Origin of the sequence: Frigoribacterium sp. CFBP 13707, assembly GCF_014842245.1 — a bacterium.
Classification (GTDB): domain Bacteria; phylum Actinomycetota; class Actinomycetes; order Actinomycetales; family Microbacteriaceae; genus Frigoribacterium; species Frigoribacterium endophyticum.
The window spans coordinates 349,834-368,645 of sequence record NZ_JACYVL010000002.1; the positions used below are offsets into that span (position 1 = coordinate 349,834).

Genomic DNA, 18,812 nt, shown 5'->3' on the forward strand with positions numbered 1-18,812 from the left:
GTGCGAGGGCCGGGAGCCGGGGGAGTCGCGGGTCAGACCTCGAGGGACTCGTGCGCCGCCAGGACGACGGCCGTGCCCCCGAGGGCCTCGACGCTCGCCCGCAGCCGGTCGGCGTGCATGCCGAAGCCCGCCGCGGACAGCGTCTGCTCGTGGACGGGGAAGAGCCGGGTCGGCGCCACGGCCGTCACGTAGTCCATCGCCTCGCCGATCTTGAGCCAGGGCGCACCGACCGGTGCCGCCAGGGTCTCGACCGGCACCGGCGGGACGGTGAACGCGTCTCCCGGGTAGAAGAGGCGGCCGTTGACGAGCACCCCCACGTTGTCGATGACGGGGATCGACTCGTGGATGACGGCGTGGCGCGAGCCGTGGAAGGCGAGGGTGAAGGGCCCCGCCTCGACGGTGTCGCCGTCGGCCACGACGTGGACGTCGAACCCCTCGGCGGCCTCCGCGACCCCGGCCGGGCCGTAGATCGTCGCCCCGGGGTTCGTGGCGAGCAGGTGGCCGAGCTGGTCGGGGGTCCAGTGGTCGGGGTGCTCGTGGGTGACGACCACGGCGACGACCTCGTGCAGATCGACCTGCGGCGTGGTGAAGGAGCCGGGGTCGACGACGAGCTTCCGTCCGTCCTCCTCGACGACGAAGGCGGCGTGCTCGAGCTTGGTCAGGCGCATGCGGCCGACTGTACGCCCGCTCCGCGACACGCGGGGCGGGCTCGATTTGTACTCGTTCGTGAGGCTGTGGCATACTCGACGAGTTGCAAAAACGGCCCCATCGTATAGTGGCCTAGTACGTCGCCCTCTCACGGCGGTAACACGGGTTCGAATCCCGTTGGGGTCACCGATCTGTTCGGTCACCACCACCGTTCAGCAACCACGAGATCCCGCCCGGCACACGCCGGGCGGGATTCGTCGTTCCGGGGCGTCTCGACCTCTCGGTGCCCGCGCTCCGTCGTCACGTCTCGGTCACGACCCGGCCGTCGACCTCGACGACGGGCCCGCCGTGCCCCATGCTCGAGCCATGCCCAGCGACCGGACGACGAGCGCGGGCCTGCTCGTCGGGCTCGCCTGCCTCGGCGTGGTCGCCGCCGGCGCGGTGCTGCTCGCCCTCAGGTCGATCGGAGGGCCCGTCGTGGCCTGCCCGGCCGTCGCCTGGGGCACGACCGTGGTCGTGGAGGTCACGGGCGCGGTCGAGCGCGTAGTGGTCGTCGAGCTGGTGCCCGTCGGCACCGCCGCGTCGTCGCCCCTGCCGCGGCAGGGCCCGGTCGACGACCGGTCGGCCGCCGACGGCCCCGACATCGGGCCGTGGCTCTGGCCCGGCCCGGCCCGGCGGGCCCCCGACGGCACCTGGGTCATCTCGTCGTGGGGCGGGTCGTCGTCGCCCGACGGCTCCTTCCCCGACGAGGTCGACGTGCGGGCGTGGTCCGACGGCGGCGACGTCGGTCTCGTCCTCGCCGCCTCGCGCACCGCGGGGCTCCGCTTCGAGCGCGTCGGCGGCGACGCCGTCTGCGGCGGCCCGGGGGAGGCGCGGGTCGCCCTCGAGGTGCCCCCGGCCGCCTAGCGCCGGGCCGGGGTGCTCGGCGTCACGCCCTCGGGGCCGCGGCAGCGTGCGCGGCGCGCCCCGCGACTCCCTCGTCCCACCGGGGGCGGAACTGCACCGAGATGCGCGGCCCGACCGCCTTCTTCGTCTTCGCGATCGCGTGCTCGTGGGTGCGCTGGCAGCTCCCGCCCATGACGAGCAGGTCGCCGTGGCCGAGCGGGAACCTGTCGACCCGCCCCGTGCGTCGCGAGCGCACCGCGAGGGTGCGGGGAGCGCCGAGGGACAGGATGCCGACCATCGTGTCGCGGCCGAGGCCGGAGCCGACCCGGTCGCCGTGCCAGGCGATGCTGTCGTCGCCGGTGCGGTAGAAGCACAGCCCGGCACGGCGGAAGAGCTGCTCGTCGGGCGCGCCCCGCCGGGCGTAGTGGTCGTTGAGGTCGTCACGGGCCGCGGCGAGGACGGGGTCGGGCAGGGCGTCGCCGACGCCGTACGACGAGACGAGGCGCGGCACCTCGACGACGCGGTCGTACATGGTGCGGCGGTCCGCCTGCCAGGGCACGTCGGTGACGAGCCGCTCGAAGAGGGCGTCGGAGGCGGTCGCCCAGCCGGGCACCAGGTCGAGCCACGCGCCGTCGCCGAGCTCGAGCCGTCGCACGCGCCCGGCGAGCGGCAGCAGCTCGGGGCCGTCGTCGAGGGAGTCGAGCAGCGAGGCGGTGAAGGGGATGACCATGGCGTCACCCTACGCTCCGTTCGAACACGTGTTCTAGTCCGCGCCCTCCCCGGGCGCGTCGCTCACCCGCCGGCGACGACCCGCGCCTCCGGGGCGGCGAGCTCGCCCGCCCGGCCCTCGACGTCGACGTCGACCGGGTGCCCGGCCCATATCGAGACCTGCAGCTGCCCGGTGTGGGTCCACAGCCGCTCGCCGCTCGCGAGGTCGTAGGCGACCACCGTCGAGCGCCCGCCGGAGCTGCCGTAGGCGAGGGCGTAGCCGACGGTGCGGCCGACGGCGGCGAGCACGGCGCCGGTGGGCAGGTCGAAGCGGGTCAGGGTGCGCCCGGTCGCGCCGTCGAGCGCCTGCACCTCGAGCGGCCGGTCGCCCGGCGCCGACGAGCTCGCGTAGACCCGGTCGTCGGTCTGGCCGGCCACGCCCGCCGCCCCGGTGGCCCCGAGGCCCTCCCGGCTCCAGGTGGCCTCGCCGGTCGTCCACGAGAGGCAGGTCAGGCGGTCACGGTCGACGTCGCTGACCAGCAGGCACGACCGGCCCTCGTCGAGCGTGCCGCGGACGTCCGCGGGGGAGCGCCACCGCACCTCGCCGTCCGCTCCCCGGGCGGTCACGCCGCCGCCGGCGCCGGTCGGCCCGATCAGCAGCCCGTCGTGGACGAGGTGCCCCGAGAGCTCGTCGAGGCGCGTGCCCCAGGGGCGGGCGACGCCCGTCGTCGGGTCGACCTGCAGGGTGCCCTCGGGGGTGGCGACGACCAGCCGGTCGTCGAGGGCCAGCACGGTGCCGCTCGTCGTGCCCCGCCCCGCCCAGGTCACCCGGCCCAGGTCGCGCACGTCGCGCAGCTCGTAGCTGTAGCGCGCCCCGGCCGCCGGCTGGCGTCCCGTCACGACGACCGTGCCCGCGGCCTGGAACCGGTCGGTCTCGGTCGTCGCCCGCGGCTCCGACGCCCCAACCGTCGAGCCGTCGGCGAGCGCCAGGGTGAGCAGCACCGCGCGCTCGCCCGCGACGACGCGGACGACGACGAGCCCCGTGTCGCCGGCGAGCGAGGCCGCGACGACGTCGACCGGCCCCTCGAGGCCGAGCCGGGCGGCGTCGTCGGCGACGTCGTGCACCCAGCTGAACGCGCCGCGCTCGGTGTCGAGCAGCGCGAGCCGGGAGCCCACGCCGGTCGTCTCGCTGCCGCAGCCCGCGTCGTTGGCGAAGCCGTACGTCCAGCCCGGCCCCGCGCTGACGAGCACCCGGCCGGTGTCGACCGTCGCGGTCGGGAAGCGCAGGCACGCGGGCCGGAACCCGGGCGCGAGGGTCTTCGCGAGCGCGACCGACCACCCGGTGGTCGGCTCCTGCCGCAGGTCGACCGTCTCGACGCCGCGCCACGGCGACTCGGCGCCGTACTGCGGCTGGCCCGGGGCCAGGAGGGCCGCGGGCAGGGCGGCGGCCAGCAGCAGCGCCGCGTAGCCGAGGGCGAGGCGGCGACCGCGGGAGGCGCGGTGCCACCACGCGGGGCGTCGCGACTTCGGGGCGGCCGGGCCTCGTCCGAGCCGTCCTGCCCCGTCGCCGGCACCGGCCCCGTCGTCGTCCCGTCCGGGGGCCTCGCCCGTGGCCCCGCGTCCCGTCTCCGGGCGGGCGGGCTCCCACACGGCGACGTCCGGAGCCGGCCGCGCCGGGGCCCAGCCGGGCCACCCCTCGGGGCTCACGCCGCGCCTCCGGCCGACCAGGGGGCCACCACGCGCGTGCGGTCGACGAGGCGCGTGGCCACGCCGCGGCCGTCGATCGAGACCAGGCCGCCGCCCCAGAACGACACCCGGTCGTCGGAGCGCAGCGACCAGAGCCGGGCGCCCGTCGCGGCGTCGTAGGCGCTGAGGCCCCGGCCCGCGGTGGGGGAGCCGTCGGTGCGCACGTAGACGACGGTGCGGGAGGCCGCGGCGACCTCGTCGAGGACGCCGAGCGGCGCCCGCCACCGGACGCGGCCGTCGGCGGCGGCGAGGGCGGTGAGGCGGGCGCCGTCGTCGGACTGGACGACGGCGTAGAGGTCGCCGCCCACCTGGCCCGGGGCGGCGGCGGCCGAGAACGCGGCGCCGAGCTCGGTCGTCCACCGGCCCTGCCCGCTGCGGGGGTCGAGGCAGGTGGCCGTGGTGCCGCCGTCGTCGGTCGTGAGGACGCAGCCGTCGGTGGCCGAGAGGCGCGGCGTCGGGCTCGGCACGGACCACAGGAGGTCGCCGTCGGCGTCGATCGCCGACACGGCGCGCCTCCCGTCGGCGTCGCGGCCGAGCGTCCAGGCCACGTCGTCGCCCCCGTCGGGCGCGGTCGCGACCACGTCGGCGGCGGCGGCCGACGGGCTGGCCTCGCCCGTCCGGCCGTCGACGCGGACGGCGCGGCCGTCGACGACGATGAGCAGCCCGTCCGGGAGCAGCTGGGGCGTCGTGCCGGCGTCGACCCGCCCCTCCCACACGGGGTCGTCGAGGGCGGCCGCGTCCACGAGCGAGTACCGGTCGGGCGAGCCGATCGCTCCGGAGGAGGTGCGCAGCTGCAGCCGCCCGACGGTCGAGACGCTGATCGAGGGCACGTCGCGGCGGCCGCGGGTGGACTCCAGCGCCCGGCCGTCGCCGAGGTCGAGGGCGACGAGCACGGTCGACCCGGTCGTCTGGGTCTGCACCAGCACCCGGCCGGCCGCCGGCACGACCTGGCTCGCCGGGATGCTCAGGGGGTCGGTGTCGTCGAGGTCGTCGGCCAGGTCGTGCACCCACCGCACCCGGCCGTCCCGGGAGTCGACGAGGGCCACGCGGCTCGCCCCGTCGTCGAGGGCGGCACGGCGGCAGTCCGGCCCCCCGGAGGCCGTGCCCGGGTCGAGGTCGACGGAGGCCCCGACGGCGACGAGCCCGTCCACGGCGGGGGAGGGCCAGAAGTGGAGGCAGCGTCGGGGCACGCCCGGGGCGAGGCGCTCGGCCAGGTCGAGCGACCAGGCCGTGCCGGTCGGGGCGTTCCGGAGGTCGTCCACGGCCGTGCCGCCCCAGGGTGCGCCGTCGGCGTAGCGCGGCGACGCGGCCGTGCCGCCGACGGCGACGAGGGCGCTCGCGGCGACCACGGCCAGCGCGGCGACGACGACCCGGCGCAGGGGCGACGGCCGTGGCGTGCGCGCCCGCGTCGTCCCGTCCGCTCCCGCCATGCTGTCGTCGGCCTCCTCGTCGAGGGCCCCGCCGACCGTGCGACGGGTGCCGTCATGCTATTCGGAACCCTCGCCGGGGGCGCTCGGGGGCCGCTCGGCGGCGCGGGAATGCGGCGTCGGCCCCGCCGCTTGCACCTCACGTCGTCGGGCAGGCCCTGGCGTAGACTTCGACGATCATTCCGCTGAGAAGAACTCTGGAGAGGGGCGTGCCCGTGGGCAGGACGCTTGCCGAGAAGGTGTGGGACGACCACGTCGTCGTCAAGGGGGAGGACGGCGCGCCCGACCTCCTCTACATCGACCTCCACCTCGTGCACGAGGTGACCAGCCCGCAGGCCTTCGACGGCCTCCGCCAGGCCGGTCGTCCGCTCCGCCGCACCGACCTCACGATCGCGACGGAGGACCACAACACCCCGACGCTCGCCATCGACCGGCCGATCGCCGACCTCACGAGCCGCACCCAGATCGAGACCCTGCGTCGCAACACCGCCGAGTTCGGCGTCCGGCTGCACCCGCTGGGCGACGCCGAGCAGGGCATCGTCCACGTCGTCGGCCCGCAGCTCGGCCTCACCATGCCGGGCATCACGGTGGTCTGCGGCGACTCGCACACCTCGACGCACGGCGCCTTCGGCGCGATGGCGTTCGGCATCGGCACCAGCGAGGTCGAGCACGTCATGGCGACGCAGACCCTGCCGCTCAAGCCCTTCAAGACCATGGCCGTGACCGTCGAGGGCACGCTGCGCCCGGGCGTCACCGCGAAGGACATCATCCTGGCGGTGATCGCCCAGATCGGCACCGGCGGCGGTCAGGGCTACGTGCTCGAGTACCGCGGCAGCGCGATCCGGGCCCTCTCGATGGAGGGCCGGATGACGATCTGCAACATGTCGATCGAGGCGGGCGCCCGCGCCGGCATGGTCGCCCCCGACCAGACGACCTTCGACTACCTCGAGGGCCGCGACCACGCTCCGACCGGCTCCGACTGGGACGACGCGGTCGCCTACTGGAAGACGCTGCCGACCGACGACGACGCCGTGTTCGACGCCGAGGTCTTCCTCGACGCCGACACCCTCGAGCCGTTCGTCACCTGGGGCACGAATCCGGGCCAGGGCGTGTCGCTCAGCGACTCCGTGCCCGACCCGACCGCCGTCGCCGACCCGAACGAGCGCGCCGCCGCCGAGCGCGCCCTCGAGTACATGGCCCTCGAGGCCGGCACCCCGATGAAGCAGATCCCGGTCGACGCGGTCTTCATGGGCTCCTGCACGAACAGCCGCATCGAAGACCTCCGGGCCTTCGCCTCCGTCATCGCCGGCCGCACCAAGGCCGAGGGCGTCCGCGTCATGGTCGTCCCCGGCTCCGCGCGGGTCCGGCTCGAGGCCGAGGCCGAGGGCCTCGACAAGGTCTTCACCGACTTCGGCGCAGAGTGGCGCTTCGCGGGCTGCTCGATGTGCCTCGGCATGAACCCCGACCAGCTCGCCCCGGGCGAGCGCTGCGCCTCCACGAGCAACCGCAACTTCGAGGGCCGGCAGGGCAAGGGCGGTCGCACGCACCTCGTCTCCCCGCTCGTCGCGGCGGCGACCGCGGTGCGCGGCACCCTCTCCGCCCCGGGCGACCTCGACGACCTCGCCGGCACCCCCGTGCACGACGCGCTCCTCGCCGAGCGCGTCGGGGCCTCTCCCGCGCTCGCCGAGCTGGCCGGAGGCGCCGCCTGATGCAGAAGTTCACCACCGTCACCGGAGTGGCCGCGCCCCTGAAGCGCAGCAACGTCGACACGGACCAGATCATCCCGGCCGAGTTCCTCAAGCGGGTCACGAAGACCGGCTTCGAGGACGCCCTGTTCTTCTCCGCCCGGCAAGACCCGGACTTCGTGCTGAACCGACCCGAGTACCAGGGCGCCCGCGTCCTCGTGGCGGGGCCCGACTTCGGCACCGGCTCGAGTCGCGAGCACGCCGTGTGGGCACTCCGCGACTTCGGCTTCGACGTCGTGCTCAGCGCCCGTTTCGGCGACATCTTCCGCGGCAACTCGGGCAAGCAGGGCCTGCTCAGCGCCGTGGTCGACGAGGCCGACGTCGAGCGCGTCTGGGCCGTGCTCGAGGCCACGCCCGGCCTCGAGATGACCGTCGACCTCGAGTCGCAGACCGCCACGGCGGGCGACCTGACCGTGTCGTTCGAGGTCGATGCCTACACTAAGTGGCGCCTGCTCGAGGGTCTCGACGACATCGGGCTGACGCTCCGCGACGAAGCGGCCATCACAGAATTCGAATCCCGACGCGCCGCATGGCGCCCGAAGACATTGCCGGTGAAGAAGTGAACTCCCTTGTCCAAGACGCAGCAGCAGCAGGAGCCCGAGTGGGTCTGAAGAGCGACGAGATCGTCATCCGCGGCGGCAAGCCGCTGATCGGCCGCATCGAGGTCCGGGGCGCGAAGAACCTGGCCACGAAGGCCATGGTCGCGGCCCTCCTCGGCGACACCCCCAGCATCCTCCGCGACGTCCCCGACATCAGCGACGTCAACGTGGTGCGCGGCCTGCTCTCCGTCCACGGCGTGCGCATCACCGACCCGGCCCGCGGCGAGATGATCCTCGACCCGTCGAACGTCGAGTCGGCGCACTTCGCCGAGATCGACGCGCACGCCGGCTCGAGCCGCATCCCGATCCTCTTCTGCGGCCCGCTGCTCCACCGCCTCGGCGAGGCCTTCATCCCCGACCTCGGCGGCTGCCGCATCGGCGACCGCCCGATCGACTTCCACCTCGACGCGCTCCGCGCCTTCGGCGCCGTGGTCGACAAGTCGTACAACGGCATCCACCTGACGGCCCCCGACGGCCTCAAGGGCGCGAACATCGAGCTGCCCTACCCGAGCGTCGGCGCGACCGAGCAGGTCCTGCTCACGGCCGTCCTCGCCGACGGGGTCACCGAGCTCCGCAACGCGGCGATCGAGCCCGAGATCATGGACCTCATCGCCATCCTCCAGAAGATGGGCGCCGTGGTCTCGGTCGAGCCGAACCGCGTCATCTTCATCGAGGGCGTGAAGAGCCTCCGCGGGTACACGCACCGGGCCATCAACGACCGCAACGAGGCCGCGAGCTGGGCCTCCGCCGCCCTCGCCACGAAGGGCGACATCTTCGTCGAGGGCGCCGACCAGAAAGACCTGATGACGTTCCTCAACGTCTTCCGCAAGGTCGGCGGCGACTTCGACGTCCACGAGGACGGCATCCGCTTCTTCCACCCCGGCGGCGAGCTCAAGCCCGTCGTCGTCGAGACCGACGTGCACCCCGGCTTCATGACCGACTGGCAGCAGCCCCTCATCGTGGCCCTGACCCAGGCGCAGGGCACCTCGATCGTGCACGAGACCGTCTACGAGAACCGCTTCCAGTTCACCGAGGCGCTGAACGACATGGGCGCGCAGATCGTCGTCCACAAGGACGGCCTGCCCGGCCACGATCGCCGGGTCGCGCGCCGCGAGTTCGAGCAGGCCGCCGTCATCACCGGGCCGACGGCGCTGCACGGCGCCGACATCCGCGTGCCCGACCTGCGCGGCGGCTTCAGCCACCTCATCGCGGCGCTGACCGCCGAGGGCGAGTCGAAGATCACCAACGTCGGCATCATCAGCCGTGGCTACGAGCACTTCATCGCGAAGCTGCGCAAGCTGGGCGCCGACTTCGACTTCCAGGGCTAGCCCGGCGTGAGCGACGCCGCCCGCGCGCACGGGGGTCCCGCCGACCCCGACGTGCCCGTCGTCCAGCCTGCCCGCCGCGTCGGCCGCTTCGGCCGGGGCAAGGAGAAGAGCGCGGTCTTCCGCGCCGTCGCCGCCGTCGGGGCGCCGCTCTTCGACCGCCTCGCGGTGATCGAGGTCCGCGGCGCCGAGAAGCTGCCGAACGAGGGCGCCTTCGTGCTCGCGCCCAACCACTGCACCAACATCGACCCCGTGGTCGTGGCGCGCCTGATGTGGACCCTGGGCCGCGTGCCGAGGTTCCTCGCAAAGGCGTCGCTCTTCCGGGTGCCGGTCTTCGGGTCGCTGATGCGCGCCATGGGGCACGTCCCCGTCGAGCGTGGCGGACCGACGCACGCGAGCGACCCGCTCGCCGCGGGCCGTGCCCTCGCCACGAGCGGCGGCGGGGTGATCATCTACCCCGAGGGCACGCTGACCCGCGACCCCGACCTCTGGCCGATGAAGGGCAAGAGCGGGGCGGTCCGCCTCGCGATCGAGGCCGGCGTGCCCCTCGTGCCGATGGCCCACTGGGGCAGCCAGCAGGTCATGGGCCGCTACTCCTCGAAGCTCAGCCTCTTCCCGCGGAAGCGCATCCTCGCGGCGATCGGCGACCCCGTCGACCTGTCGCCGTGGCGCGGCCGGCCGCTCGACCAGGCGGCGTACGCCGAGGCGACGGCGCTCGTGATGCGCCGGGTGACCGAGCTGCTGGCCGAGCTGCGCGACGAGTCGCCGCCGGCCGAGCCGTGGGACCCGCACGCGAAGGACCAGAAGGAGACCGGCCGCTTTGAGTAGCAGTGACGACCGCCAGGGCACGAGCGAGGGCGCCAGCCGCGAGGACGCCATCGGCGCCCTCGGCGAGGGCGCGGTCACGACCGAGGCGATCTCCGTCGTGATGCGCAGCGCGATCCCGCGCACGGTCGCCGTGCTGGGCTCCGGCAGCTGGGGCACGACCTTCGCGAAGGTGCTCGCCGAGGGCGGCGCCGACGTGACGCTCTGGGCGCGCCGCCCCGAGCTCGCCCGCGAGATCACCGAGAGCAAGCGCAACAGCGACTACCTGCCGGGCATCAACCTGCCCCGCACCCTCGTCGCCACGACCGACGTCGCCGCGGCCCTGGCCGGGGCCGAGCAGGTCTACCTCTCCGTGCCGAGCCAGACCCTCCGGGAGAACCTCGCCGCCGTGCGCGACCTCGTGCCGCGCGGCGTGCCGGTCATCAGCCTGATGAAGGGCGTCGAGAAGGCGACCGGGCTCCGCATGAGCCAGGTCATCGAGCAGGAGCTCGACATCGACCCCGACCTCATCGCCGTCGCCTCCGGCCCGAACCTGGCCCTCGAGATCGCCAAGCGGCAGCCGACCGCGGCCGTGGTCTCGTCGCGCAGCCTCGAGACCGCCACGGCGGTCGCCGCCACGGCGACGAACCCGTACTTCCGGTCGTTCGTCAACACCGACGTCATCGGCACCGAGTTCGGCGGCGTGCTCAAGAACCTCATCGCGGTGGCCGTCGGCATCGTCGACGGCGTCGGCTACGGCGAGAACACGAAGGCCTCGATCATCACCCGGGGCCTCGCCGAGATGACGGCCTTCGCGGTGTCGTTCGGGGCCAAGGCCGAGACCCTCGCTGGGCTCGCCGGGCTCGGCGACCTCATCGCCACCTGCGAGTCGCCGCTCTCGCGCAACAACACCGCCGGCCGCCTGCTCGGCCAGGGCTACGCCTACGGCGACGTCGTGCGCCAGATGAACCAGACCGCGGAGGGGCTCTCCTCGGTCGCCCCGATCCTCGAGCTGGCGGCGTCGCGGGGCGTCGACATGCCCATCGTGACCCAGGTCGCCGGGGTCCTCGCCGGTACGCTGGACCCGCGGAACATCGCCCCGCACCTCACCGAGACCGACGAGCCGCAGGGCGAGTAGCCGCCGGGGGCGACCGGCACCACGCCGGGGGCGACGCTCCGTCACGAACGCCACCCGCGCCTCCCACGGTCACCCCGTCGGGCGCGACGACCCAGAGGGGCCCCATGAGCAGCGAGACCGACACCGGCGTGGCCGACGGCCCCTCGACCGAGACCGGCGCCGTGCCGGGCGCCCCGCGGCGTCAGCGCGTCGTCGTGCTGTTCGGCGGCCGCTCCAGCGAGCACTCGATCAGCTGCGCGACCGCCGGCGGCGTGCTCGCGGCGATCGACCGCGACCGGTTCGACGTCGTCCCGGTCGGCATCACCGCCGACGGCGCGTTCACGCTCCAGCCCGACGACGCGGCCCTGTTCGCCCTCGACGCCGAGTCGCTGCCGGTCGTGCGCGACAACGGCACGCGCGTCCGCTGGCCGGAGTCGTCGTCGAGCCGTGAGCTCAGCGTCGTCGAGGCCGACGGCAGCGTGCGGCTGCTCGGCGAGGTCGACGTGGTCTTCCCCATCCTGCACGGGCGCTTCGGCGAGGACGGCACGGTGCAGGGCCTGCTCGAGCTCGTCGGCCTGCCCTACGTCGGCGCGGGCCTGCTGGCCTCCGCGGTCGGCATGGACAAGCACTTCACCAAGACCGTCCTGCAGCAGGCCGGCATCGCCGTCGCCCCCTGGCGCACCGTCCGGGCCGCGGAGTGGCGCGCCGACCCGGCGGCCGTCACGGCCGCCGTGGCCGAGCTCGGCTACCCGCTCTTCGTCAAGCCGGCGCGGGCCGGGTCGAGCGTGGGCGTCTCGCGCGTCGACGGCCCCGAGCAGCTCGCCGCCGCGATGGCGGTCGGTCTCGCGGAGGACGTCAAGGTGCTCGTCGAGGCGGGCCTCGTCGGCCGCGAGCTGGAGTGCGCCGTGCTCGGCGGCCGCGCCGGGGGCGCGCCGCGCACCTCGGTCGCCGGCGAGATCGTGCTCGGCTCCGACACGTTCTACGACTTCGAGTCGAAGTACCTCGGCGGAGCGGGCGCCGACCTGGTCTGCCCCGCGCCGCTCGCCGACGACGAGCTGGCCGAGATGCAGCGCCTCGCGGCCCTCGCCTTCGAGTCGATCGACGGCACCGGCCTCGCCCGCGTCGACTTCTTCCTCACCGCGGCGGGCTGGGTGGTCAACGAGATCAACACGATGCCCGGCTTCACGCCGATCTCGATGTTCCCGGCCTGCTGGCTGGCGAGCGGGCTCAGCTACCCCGAGCTGATCACCGAGCTCGTCGAGCTCGGCCTCGAGACCGACCGCTAGGTCGCCGAGGCGCGTGGGCGGCGCTCTCCACCGTCTAGGGCGTGGGGGAGTCGCGGGGCGCGTCGGTGGACGCACCGCCGTCGGTCGGGCCCTCGGTGGCGTCCGCCCCGCCGCTGCCGCCGCTGCCGTCGCCGCCCGGCAGGTCGCCGACGCCCACGCAGGCGCGACCGTCGTTCGGCAGGTAGCCCACCGCGTCGGCCAGGTCGAAGAGCGGGGTGCTGCCCACCTCGTCGGTGACGATGACCTGCACGGCCGGCGTGCGGCCGTAGGTCGTGAAGATGTAGGTGTCGGGGTCGTCAGGGTCCTGGTCGCTGAGCCAGTCGACGCCGGCGACCGGGTAGCAGGGCAGGTCGGAGACGGCGGGCGCGGTGACCCCGCAGCGCAGCAGCACGGCCGTGGGGGAGCCCCAGGCGCCGGTCGCCTGCGCGTCGGTCTCGCGCCGCTGGTAGGGCGCGCTGTCGGGGCCGACCTGCTCGGGCAGGTGGACGGTGACCTGGGCGCAGGCCGGGTCGTTCGCGTCGTCGGCGGCCGTCATCGGCACGGCGGCGGTGCAGCCCGCGAGCACGGGGGCGAGCACGGCGACGGTGGCGGCGAGGAGGGGCAGGCGCAGGCGCCGGGCGGGGCTGGACATCCCGGCCAGGCTACCGTCGTGCACATGGAACGCACCTCCACGTCCGCCGAGCCCGACCCCGCCGACCGAGCCTCCGCCGACGCCTCCCGGGCCGACGCCTCCTCGGCCGGCCCCTCCTCGCCCGGCCGGGCTCCCACCGACACCGTCGAGGGCGCGGGCGAGCTCGCGACGCTGGCGCGCATCCTGCCCCGCCTGCCCCGCGGGCTCGACACGCAGCTCGGCCCGGGCGACGACGCCGCCGTCGTGGCCGCGCCGGACGGCCGCTTCGTGGTGACGACCGACCTCATGGTGCACGGCCCCGACTTCCGACTCGCGTGGTCGACCCCGCACGACCTCGGCTGGAAGGCCGCCGCCTCGAACCTCGCCGACGTGGCGGCGATGGGCGCGCGGCCCACCGCCCTCGTCGTCGCCCTCGCCGTGCCGCCCGGCACCCTCGTCGCCGACCTCGAGCGGCTGGCCGACGGGCTGCGCGAGGCGTGCGCCGAGATGGCTCCCGGCTGCGGGGTCGTGGGCGGCGACCTCTCGGTGTCGACGACGTTCACGGTCGCCGTCACGGCGTTCGGCGACCTCGGCGGCCGCCCGCCGGTGCGGCGCGACGGAGCCAGGCCGGGCGACGTGGTGGCCGTCTCCGGCGCCCTCGGGCGGGCGGCCCGGGGCCTCGACCTGCTGTTCCGCCTCGGTGTCGACCACGAGGGGGCCCCCGACGCCGACCTCGCGGCGGCGCTCCGCGAGCGCGACCCCGACGTCGGCTGGCAGCTCGCCCCGACGCCGCCGATCGCCGACGGCCGTCTCGCCGCGACCGCGGGGGCGACGGCCATGCTCGACCTCAGCGACGGGCTCGCCCTCGACGCCGCCCGGGTGGCCCGGGCGAGCGGCGTCGTCGTCGACCTCGACCCGGCGCGCCTCGGTGCCGATCCGCGGGTCGCCCTCGGCGGCGGCGAGGACCACTCGCTGTTCGCCACGTTCCCGCCCGGCACCGACCTGCCGGGCGGCTTCCGCCCGGTCGGCGTGGTCCGCGAGGCCGGCGGAGGCGCGCCCCGCGTCACCGTCGGGCGTCGCGACCTCGACGAGGTCGGCGGCTGGGACCCGTACCGCCTCTGGAGCGGGCAGGCGGGCTGAGGCCGACCCGCGACTCCTCGGGGTCCCGCTGCCCCGGGCCTCGTGCTCAGTCGCGGACGGCGAACCAGACCGTCGTGTCGCCGTACTTCTTCCGCACGTCGAGGCCGAGCCCCGTCGGCCAGGTCGGCTCGCCGTCGCGCGAGGCGCGCTCGACGACGACGAGGGCCCCGTCCGCCAGCGACGGCAGGAGGGCCTCCAGGTCGCCCGCGAGCTCCGTCGCGGAGACCTCGTAGGGCGGGTCGAAGAAGACGAGGTCGACCGGCGCCGCGCTGCCGACGAGGTAGGCGCGCACGGGCATGGCGACCACGTCGACCCGCGGTGCCCGGCCGCTCGGGGCGCGCCCGACCACGGCGTCGACGTTCTTCCGCAGCACGCGGGCGGCCGCCGGCGCCTTCTCGACGAGAGTGACGGTCGCCGCGCCGCGCGACGCGGCCTCGAGGCCGAGCCCGCCGGTGCCGGCGTAGAGGTCGAGCACGCGCCGCCCGGCGATCTCGTCGCGGGCGTCGAGCGACGAGAACAGCGCCTCGCGCACCCGGTCGCTCGTCGGGCGCGTGCCCGTCTTGGGCACGGCGAGGGTCAGGTTGTCGGCGAAGCCGGAGATGATGCGGGACACACGGCCATCCTGACGCATCGGCCAGGCGGTTCGAGCAAGTCGACAACGCGGCGGCGGCCCGGCCGGTGAGCGGTCGTGGAGGTGGCACAAGGCGTTTGGCGGTCGCGGTCGCCGCGGGCACGATCGGCCCATGACCAGCGTCGACCGCACCGTGAGGCCCTCGTTCACCAAGTCGTTGTTCGCGGGGCGGATCGCCTCCGAGCTCGTGCTGCCCTACCCGCACATGGCGCCGGAGGAGGCGGCCAGGGTCGAGGCCGCGGCGGCGTCGGCCCGCGAGGTGCTCGCCGGCTACGACCCGCTGCGCGCCGAGCGCGAGGGCTGGGTCGGCGACGACACGATCCGCGAGCTGGGCGACCGCCGCCTCACCGGCCTCTTCGTCGCCGAGGAGTACGGCGGCCTCGGCCTCGGCCAGAGCGCGTACTGCCGGGTGATGGAGGAGTTCGGCCGGGTCGACGGCACCCTCGCCACGGTGATGGGGGTGCACCAGTCGATCGGCACCAAGCCGCTGCACCTCTACGGCACCGACGACCAGAAGGCCCGCTGGCTGCCCGACCTCGCGAGCGGCCGCAAGCTCGCGGCCTTCGTGCTGACCGAGCCGAACGTCGGCAGCGACGCCTACGCGCTCGAGACCCGCGCCGAGCGGCAGGCGGACGGCAGCTGGGTGCTGAACGGCGAGAAGCGCTGGATCGGCAACGGCGACAAGGACGTCCTCACCGTCTTCGCCCGCAGCGAGCTCGGCCACGTCGCGCTGGTGGTCGAGAAGGGCGCCGAAGGGCTCAGCACGGGGCCGCGCTTCGAGACGCACGGCCTCAAGGCGAACCACCTGCAGCGCGTGCACTTCACCGACGTCCGGGTGCCGGCGGAGAACCTGCTGGGCGAGCCCGGCGACGGCTTCCGCATCGCCATGAACACCCTCAACAACGGCCGCATGTCGATGGGCACCGCGATCTCCGGCGGCATGAAGCGCTTCCTCCAGCTCTCGGTCGAGCACACGGAGTCGCGGCGCCAGTTCGGCCGCCCCCTGGCCGACTTCGAGATGGTCGGCGACAAGCTGGCCTGGATGACCGAGCAGATCTACGGCGTCGAGTCCATGTCGTACCTCACGACCGGTCTCGTCGACCGGGGCGACACCGACTTCGCGCTGGAGTCGGCGATGACGAAGGTCGTCGCGAGCGACACGGGCTGGTTCGCGCTCAACCGGGCGGTGCAGCTGCACGGCGGGGAGGCGTACATGGAGGGGCACCCGCTGTCGAAGGCGCTCCGCGACTTCCGCATCTTCCCGATCTTCGAGGGGGCGAACGACGTGATGCGCGCGTTCGTCGCCCTCAACGGCCTCAAGGCCCTCAGCGAGGAGCTGCCCGACGTGGCGTCGCTGCGCATCGGCGAGCCGGCCCGGGCGCTCGGCGTGCTCGCGCCCTACGTGGCGGGGCGGGTGCAGCGGCGCATCTCGCCGGAGCGGCCGGTCGGCGTGCACCCGTCGCTCGCCCGCAGCGCCGCGGCGGTGGGGGAGCAGGTCTCGCAGCTGCGCGAGCGGGCCGAGGCGGCCCTCCGCCGGCACGGCCGCCACGTGCAGGAGAAGCAGCTCGTCCAGAAGCGCCTCGCCGACGCCGCCTCCGGCGTCTACGCGCAGATGGCCGTCCTCTCGCGCGCGACCACCAGCCTGCAGGAGGCGCGGGCCGGCTCCGCCGACGAGCGTCACCTGGCCGTCGGGTTCTGCAAGCGGTCGGCGCGCGAGGTCGCCCGGCAGCTGCGGGCCCTCGAGGTCAACGACGACCGGCACGTGACGGCGCTCGCGGAGTCGACCCGCGCCTCCGGCGGGTACGCGGTCGCGCTCTGACGCCGTCACGCTCCGACTCGTCGCTCCGACGCTGTCGGGGGCGGGCGCTAGCGTGGTGGGGTGCCCGACTCCCCGCTCGACGCGTCGCCCCTCGACGCCTCGCTCGCCGGTGCCCTCGGCGGGCGGACGGCGCAGGCGATGCAGAAGGCCTTCGGCCTCCGCACGGTCGGCGACCTGCTCTCGCACTACCCGCGGCGCTACGCCCGGCGCGGCGAGCTGACCGCGCTCGACCAGCTGCCGCTCGGCGAGTCGGTGACGATCGTCGCTCAGGTGCTCGACGTCCGGGAGCGCACGATGCGGGCGCGGCGCGGCTCGATCCTCGAGGTGCGCATCGGTGACGGCCAGGGCATCCTGACCCTCACGTTCTTCAACCAGGCGTGGCGCGCGAAAGACCTCGTGCCCGGGGCCCGGGGCATCTTCGCGGGCAAGGTCGGCGACTACCGGGGCCTCCGCCAGCTGGCGCACCCCGACTACGAGCTCTTCGACGCGTCGCACGAGGCCGTGGCGGGCGTCGGCGACGCCGAGGCGCAGGCCTGGGCGAAGCAGCCGATCCCCCTCTACCCGGCCAGCGCCTCCGTCGCCTCCTGGCAGGTGCAGCGCTCGGTCGAGCTGGTGCTCGACACGCTCCCGCCGATCGACGACCCGGTGCCGGCCGCGGTGCGGGCCGAGCTCGAGCTCGTGTCGCTGCGCGACGCGTACGAGCTCGTCCACCGGCCTGAGAAGGACCGAGACCATCTGCGTGGCCGCGACGCGCTGCGCTTCCAGGAGGCCTTCGTGCTCCAGGCCGCCCTGCTGCAGCAGCGTGCCCTGCTGCGCACCGCCCCCGCGACGCCGCGCGTGGCCGGGCCGGACGGCCTGCTCGCGCGCTTCGACGCCGCGCTGCCCTTCGAGCGCACGGCCGACCAGGTGCTCGTCGGCTCCGAGATCAGCCGTGACCTCGAGGGCGACGTGCCGATGAACCGCCTCGTGCAGGGGGAGGTCGGGTCGGGCAAGACCCTCGTGGCGCTCCGCGCGATGATCGCGGTCGCTGAGAGCGGCGGCCAGTCGGCCCTCCTCGCGCCGACCGAGGTGCTCGCCGCCCAGCACCTCCGCTCGGTGGTGCGCTCGCTCGGCCCCGACCTCGCGGCGCGGCTACGGCCCACCCTGCTCACCGGGCAGATGTCGACCGCCGAGAAGAAGCGCGCGCTGCTGTCGATCGTCAGCGGGCAGTCGCACCTCGTCGTCGGCACGCACGCCCTCCTCAGCGAGGCCGTGGGGTTCTACGACCTCGGCCTCGTCGTCGTCGACGAGCAGCACCGCTTCGGCGTCGAGCAGCGCGAGGCCCTGCGGCAGAAGGGCCGCACGCCGCCGCACGTGCTCGTCCTGACGGCCACGCCCATCCCGCGCACGGTGGCGATGACGGTCTTCGGCGACCTCGACGTCTCGACCATCACCGAGTTGCCCGCGGGCCGTCAGCCGATCGAGTCGTTCGTCGTGCCGCTGGCCGACCGGCCCGGCTGGCGCGACCGCGTCTGGCAGCGCTCGGCGGAGGAGGTCGCGAAGGGCCGCCAGGTCTTCGTCGTCTGCCCCGCCATCGACGCGGCCAGCGTCGAGGCCGGCGAGGAGGCGCCGGTCGACGACGCACCGGAGGGCACCTCCGAGGGCGCTCCCGACGGCGACGTGCCCGCCCCCGAGCGTGCGAGCGTCGAGGGCGTGCTCGCCCTCGCCCGGTCGCTGCCCGTGCTCGCGGGCGCCCGCGTCGAGCCCCTCCACGGCCGCATGTCGGCCGACGAGAAGGACGACGTGATGCAGCGCTTCGCCGCCGGCCTGATCGACGTGCTCATCGCGACGACCGTCATCGAGGTCGGCGTCGACGTGCCGAACGCGTCGACGATGGTGGTGCTCGACGCCGACCGCTTCGGGGTGTCGCAGCTGCACCAGCTCCGCGGCCGCGTCGGGCGCGGCGGGCACCCGGGCCTCTGCCTCCTCGTGACGCACGCGGCCCCTGACACGGTCGCCCGCGAGCGCGTCGAGGCGGTCGCCGCCACGCTCGACGGGTTCGAGCTCGCCCAGGTCGACCTCGAGCTGCGGCGGGAGGGCGACGTGCTCGGCAGCCTGCAGTCGGGCGGCCGGTCGTCTCTCCGCCTGCTGCGGGTCGCGACCGACGGCGACCTGATCACGACCGCGCGCGAGCACGCCGCGGAGGCGCTCGAGGGCGACGCCGCGCTGTCGGGGCACCCGGCGCTGGCCGCCGCCATCGCCCGCCGCCTCGACGACGCCGACCGCGAGTACCTCGCGAAGAACTGACCGGGCGGCCGTCCCCGTCCGCCGACCGGCCACGTC

16 protein-coding genes and 1 tRNA gene are annotated in these 18,812 nt (G+C 75.0%); 11 read left to right on the forward strand and 6 right to left on the reverse strand.

Annotated features, from left to right (window positions below):
• Nucleotides 1–32: 32 nt before the first annotated feature.
• Complete coding sequence (locus IFT45_RS05360) at nt 33–668, reverse strand: MBL fold metallo-hydrolase (RefSeq protein WP_192127066.1); 636 nt, start codon at nt 666–668, stop codon at nt 33–35.
• Between the two features lie 93 nt (nt 669–761).
• On the opposite strand from IFT45_RS05360, the gene IFT45_RS05365 reads away from it, so the two are divergent.
• Nucleotides 762–834, forward strand: a tRNA-Glu gene (locus IFT45_RS05365).
• Nucleotides 835–1,014: 180 nt separating this feature from the next.
• Complete coding sequence (locus tag IFT45_RS05370) at nt 1,015–1,554, forward strand: hypothetical protein (RefSeq protein ID WP_192127067.1); 540 nt, start codon at nt 1,015–1,017, stop codon at nt 1,552–1,554.
• A gap of 22 nt (nt 1,555–1,576) precedes the next feature.
• Here IFT45_RS05370 and IFT45_RS05375 read toward each other — a convergent pair whose 3' ends face one another.
• The 3 genes from IFT45_RS05375 to IFT45_RS05385 form a co-directional block, all read right to left on the reverse strand.
• A complete protein-coding gene (locus tag IFT45_RS05375; RefSeq protein ID WP_056053516.1) occupies nt 1,577–2,263 on the reverse strand; it encodes an alpha-ketoglutarate-dependent dioxygenase AlkB in 687 nt (228 codons plus the stop codon).
• Between the two features lie 62 nt (nt 2,264–2,325).
• The gene (locus IFT45_RS05380; RefSeq protein WP_192127069.1) at nt 2,326–3,948 is read right to left on the reverse strand and encodes a hypothetical protein; all 1,623 of its coding nucleotides are present in this window, start codon (nt 3,946–3,948) and stop codon (nt 2,326–2,328) included.
• Nucleotides 3,945–5,417, reverse strand: a complete 1,473-nt coding sequence (locus IFT45_RS05385) for a PQQ-binding-like beta-propeller repeat protein (RefSeq protein WP_192127071.1) — start codon at nt 5,415–5,417, stop codon at nt 3,945–3,947. The genes IFT45_RS05380 and IFT45_RS05385 overlap by 4 nt, the downstream gene beginning before the upstream one ends.
• Before the next feature lie 212 nt (nt 5,418–5,629).
• On the opposite strand from IFT45_RS05385, the gene leuC reads away from it, so the two are divergent.
• The 6 genes from leuC to IFT45_RS05415 all read left to right on the forward strand — a co-directional run bounded on the left by leuC (nt 5,630) and on the right by IFT45_RS05415 (nt 12,290).
• Nucleotides 5,630–7,123, forward strand: a complete 1,494-nt coding sequence (gene leuC / locus IFT45_RS05390) for a 3-isopropylmalate dehydratase large subunit (RefSeq protein ID WP_371810878.1) — start codon at nt 5,630–5,632, stop codon at nt 7,121–7,123.
• Nucleotides 7,123–7,722 carry a 3-isopropylmalate dehydratase small subunit gene (gene leuD, locus IFT45_RS05395; RefSeq protein WP_056053525.1) on the forward strand — a complete coding sequence of 200 codons (600 nt, stop codon included), beginning with the start codon at nt 7,123–7,125 and terminating at the stop codon, nt 7,720–7,722. Before leuC ends, leuD begins: the two co-directional genes overlap by 1 nt.
• Entirely contained in the window at nt 7,719–9,086 is a 1,368-nt protein-coding gene (gene murA / locus IFT45_RS05400) for a UDP-N-acetylglucosamine 1-carboxyvinyltransferase (protein ID WP_056053530.1), read from the forward strand. Before leuD ends, murA begins: the two co-directional genes overlap by 4 nt.
• 6 nt (nt 9,087–9,092) lie before the next feature.
• Nucleotides 9,093–9,911, forward strand: coding sequence for a 1-acyl-sn-glycerol-3-phosphate acyltransferase (locus tag IFT45_RS05405; protein ID WP_235491151.1), 819 nt, complete (start codon nt 9,093–9,095; stop codon nt 9,909–9,911).
• A gap of 100 nt (nt 9,912–10,011) precedes the next feature.
• Nucleotides 10,012–11,025, forward strand: coding sequence for an NAD(P)H-dependent glycerol-3-phosphate dehydrogenase (locus IFT45_RS05410; protein ID WP_056055762.1), 1,014 nt, complete (start codon nt 10,012–10,014; stop codon nt 11,023–11,025).
• A gap of 104 nt (nt 11,026–11,129) precedes the next feature.
• On the forward strand, nt 11,130–12,290 hold the full coding sequence (locus tag IFT45_RS05415) for a D-alanine--D-alanine ligase family protein (protein ID WP_192127076.1): 1,161 nt from the start codon (nt 11,130–11,132) through the stop codon (nt 12,288–12,290).
• A 34-nt stretch (nt 12,291–12,324) separates the two neighbouring features.
• Here the strand turns inward: IFT45_RS05415 and IFT45_RS05420 are convergent, their stop codons facing one another.
• Nucleotides 12,325–12,921, reverse strand: a complete 597-nt coding sequence (locus IFT45_RS05420; RefSeq protein ID WP_192127078.1) for a DUF3515 family protein — start codon at nt 12,919–12,921, stop codon at nt 12,325–12,327.
• A 24-nt stretch (nt 12,922–12,945) separates the two neighbouring features.
• Here IFT45_RS05420 and thiL point away from each other — a divergent pair, with 24 nt between their 5' ends.
• A complete protein-coding gene (thiL, locus tag IFT45_RS05425) occupies nt 12,946–14,040 on the forward strand; it encodes a thiamine-phosphate kinase (RefSeq protein ID WP_082514289.1) in 1,095 nt (364 codons plus the stop codon).
• Between the two features lie 46 nt (nt 14,041–14,086).
• Here thiL and rsmD read toward each other — a convergent pair whose 3' ends face one another.
• Complete coding sequence (rsmD, locus tag IFT45_RS05430; protein ID WP_056053533.1) at nt 14,087–14,653, reverse strand: 16S rRNA (guanine(966)-N(2))-methyltransferase RsmD; 567 nt, start codon at nt 14,651–14,653, stop codon at nt 14,087–14,089.
• Between the two features lie 130 nt (nt 14,654–14,783).
• Here rsmD and IFT45_RS05435 point away from each other — a divergent pair, with 130 nt between their 5' ends.
• Together IFT45_RS05435 and IFT45_RS05440 are read left to right on the forward strand one after the other, a co-directional pair.
• The gene (locus IFT45_RS05435) at nt 14,784–16,490 is read left to right on the forward strand and encodes an acyl-CoA dehydrogenase family protein (protein WP_056053536.1); all 1,707 of its coding nucleotides are present in this window, start codon (nt 14,784–14,786) and stop codon (nt 16,488–16,490) included.
• A 60-nt stretch (nt 16,491–16,550) separates the two neighbouring features.
• On the forward strand, nt 16,551–18,776 hold the full coding sequence (locus tag IFT45_RS05440) for an ATP-dependent DNA helicase RecG (protein ID WP_371810879.1): 2,226 nt from the start codon (nt 16,551–16,553) through the stop codon (nt 18,774–18,776).
• Nucleotides 18,777–18,812: the final 36 nt, after the last annotated feature.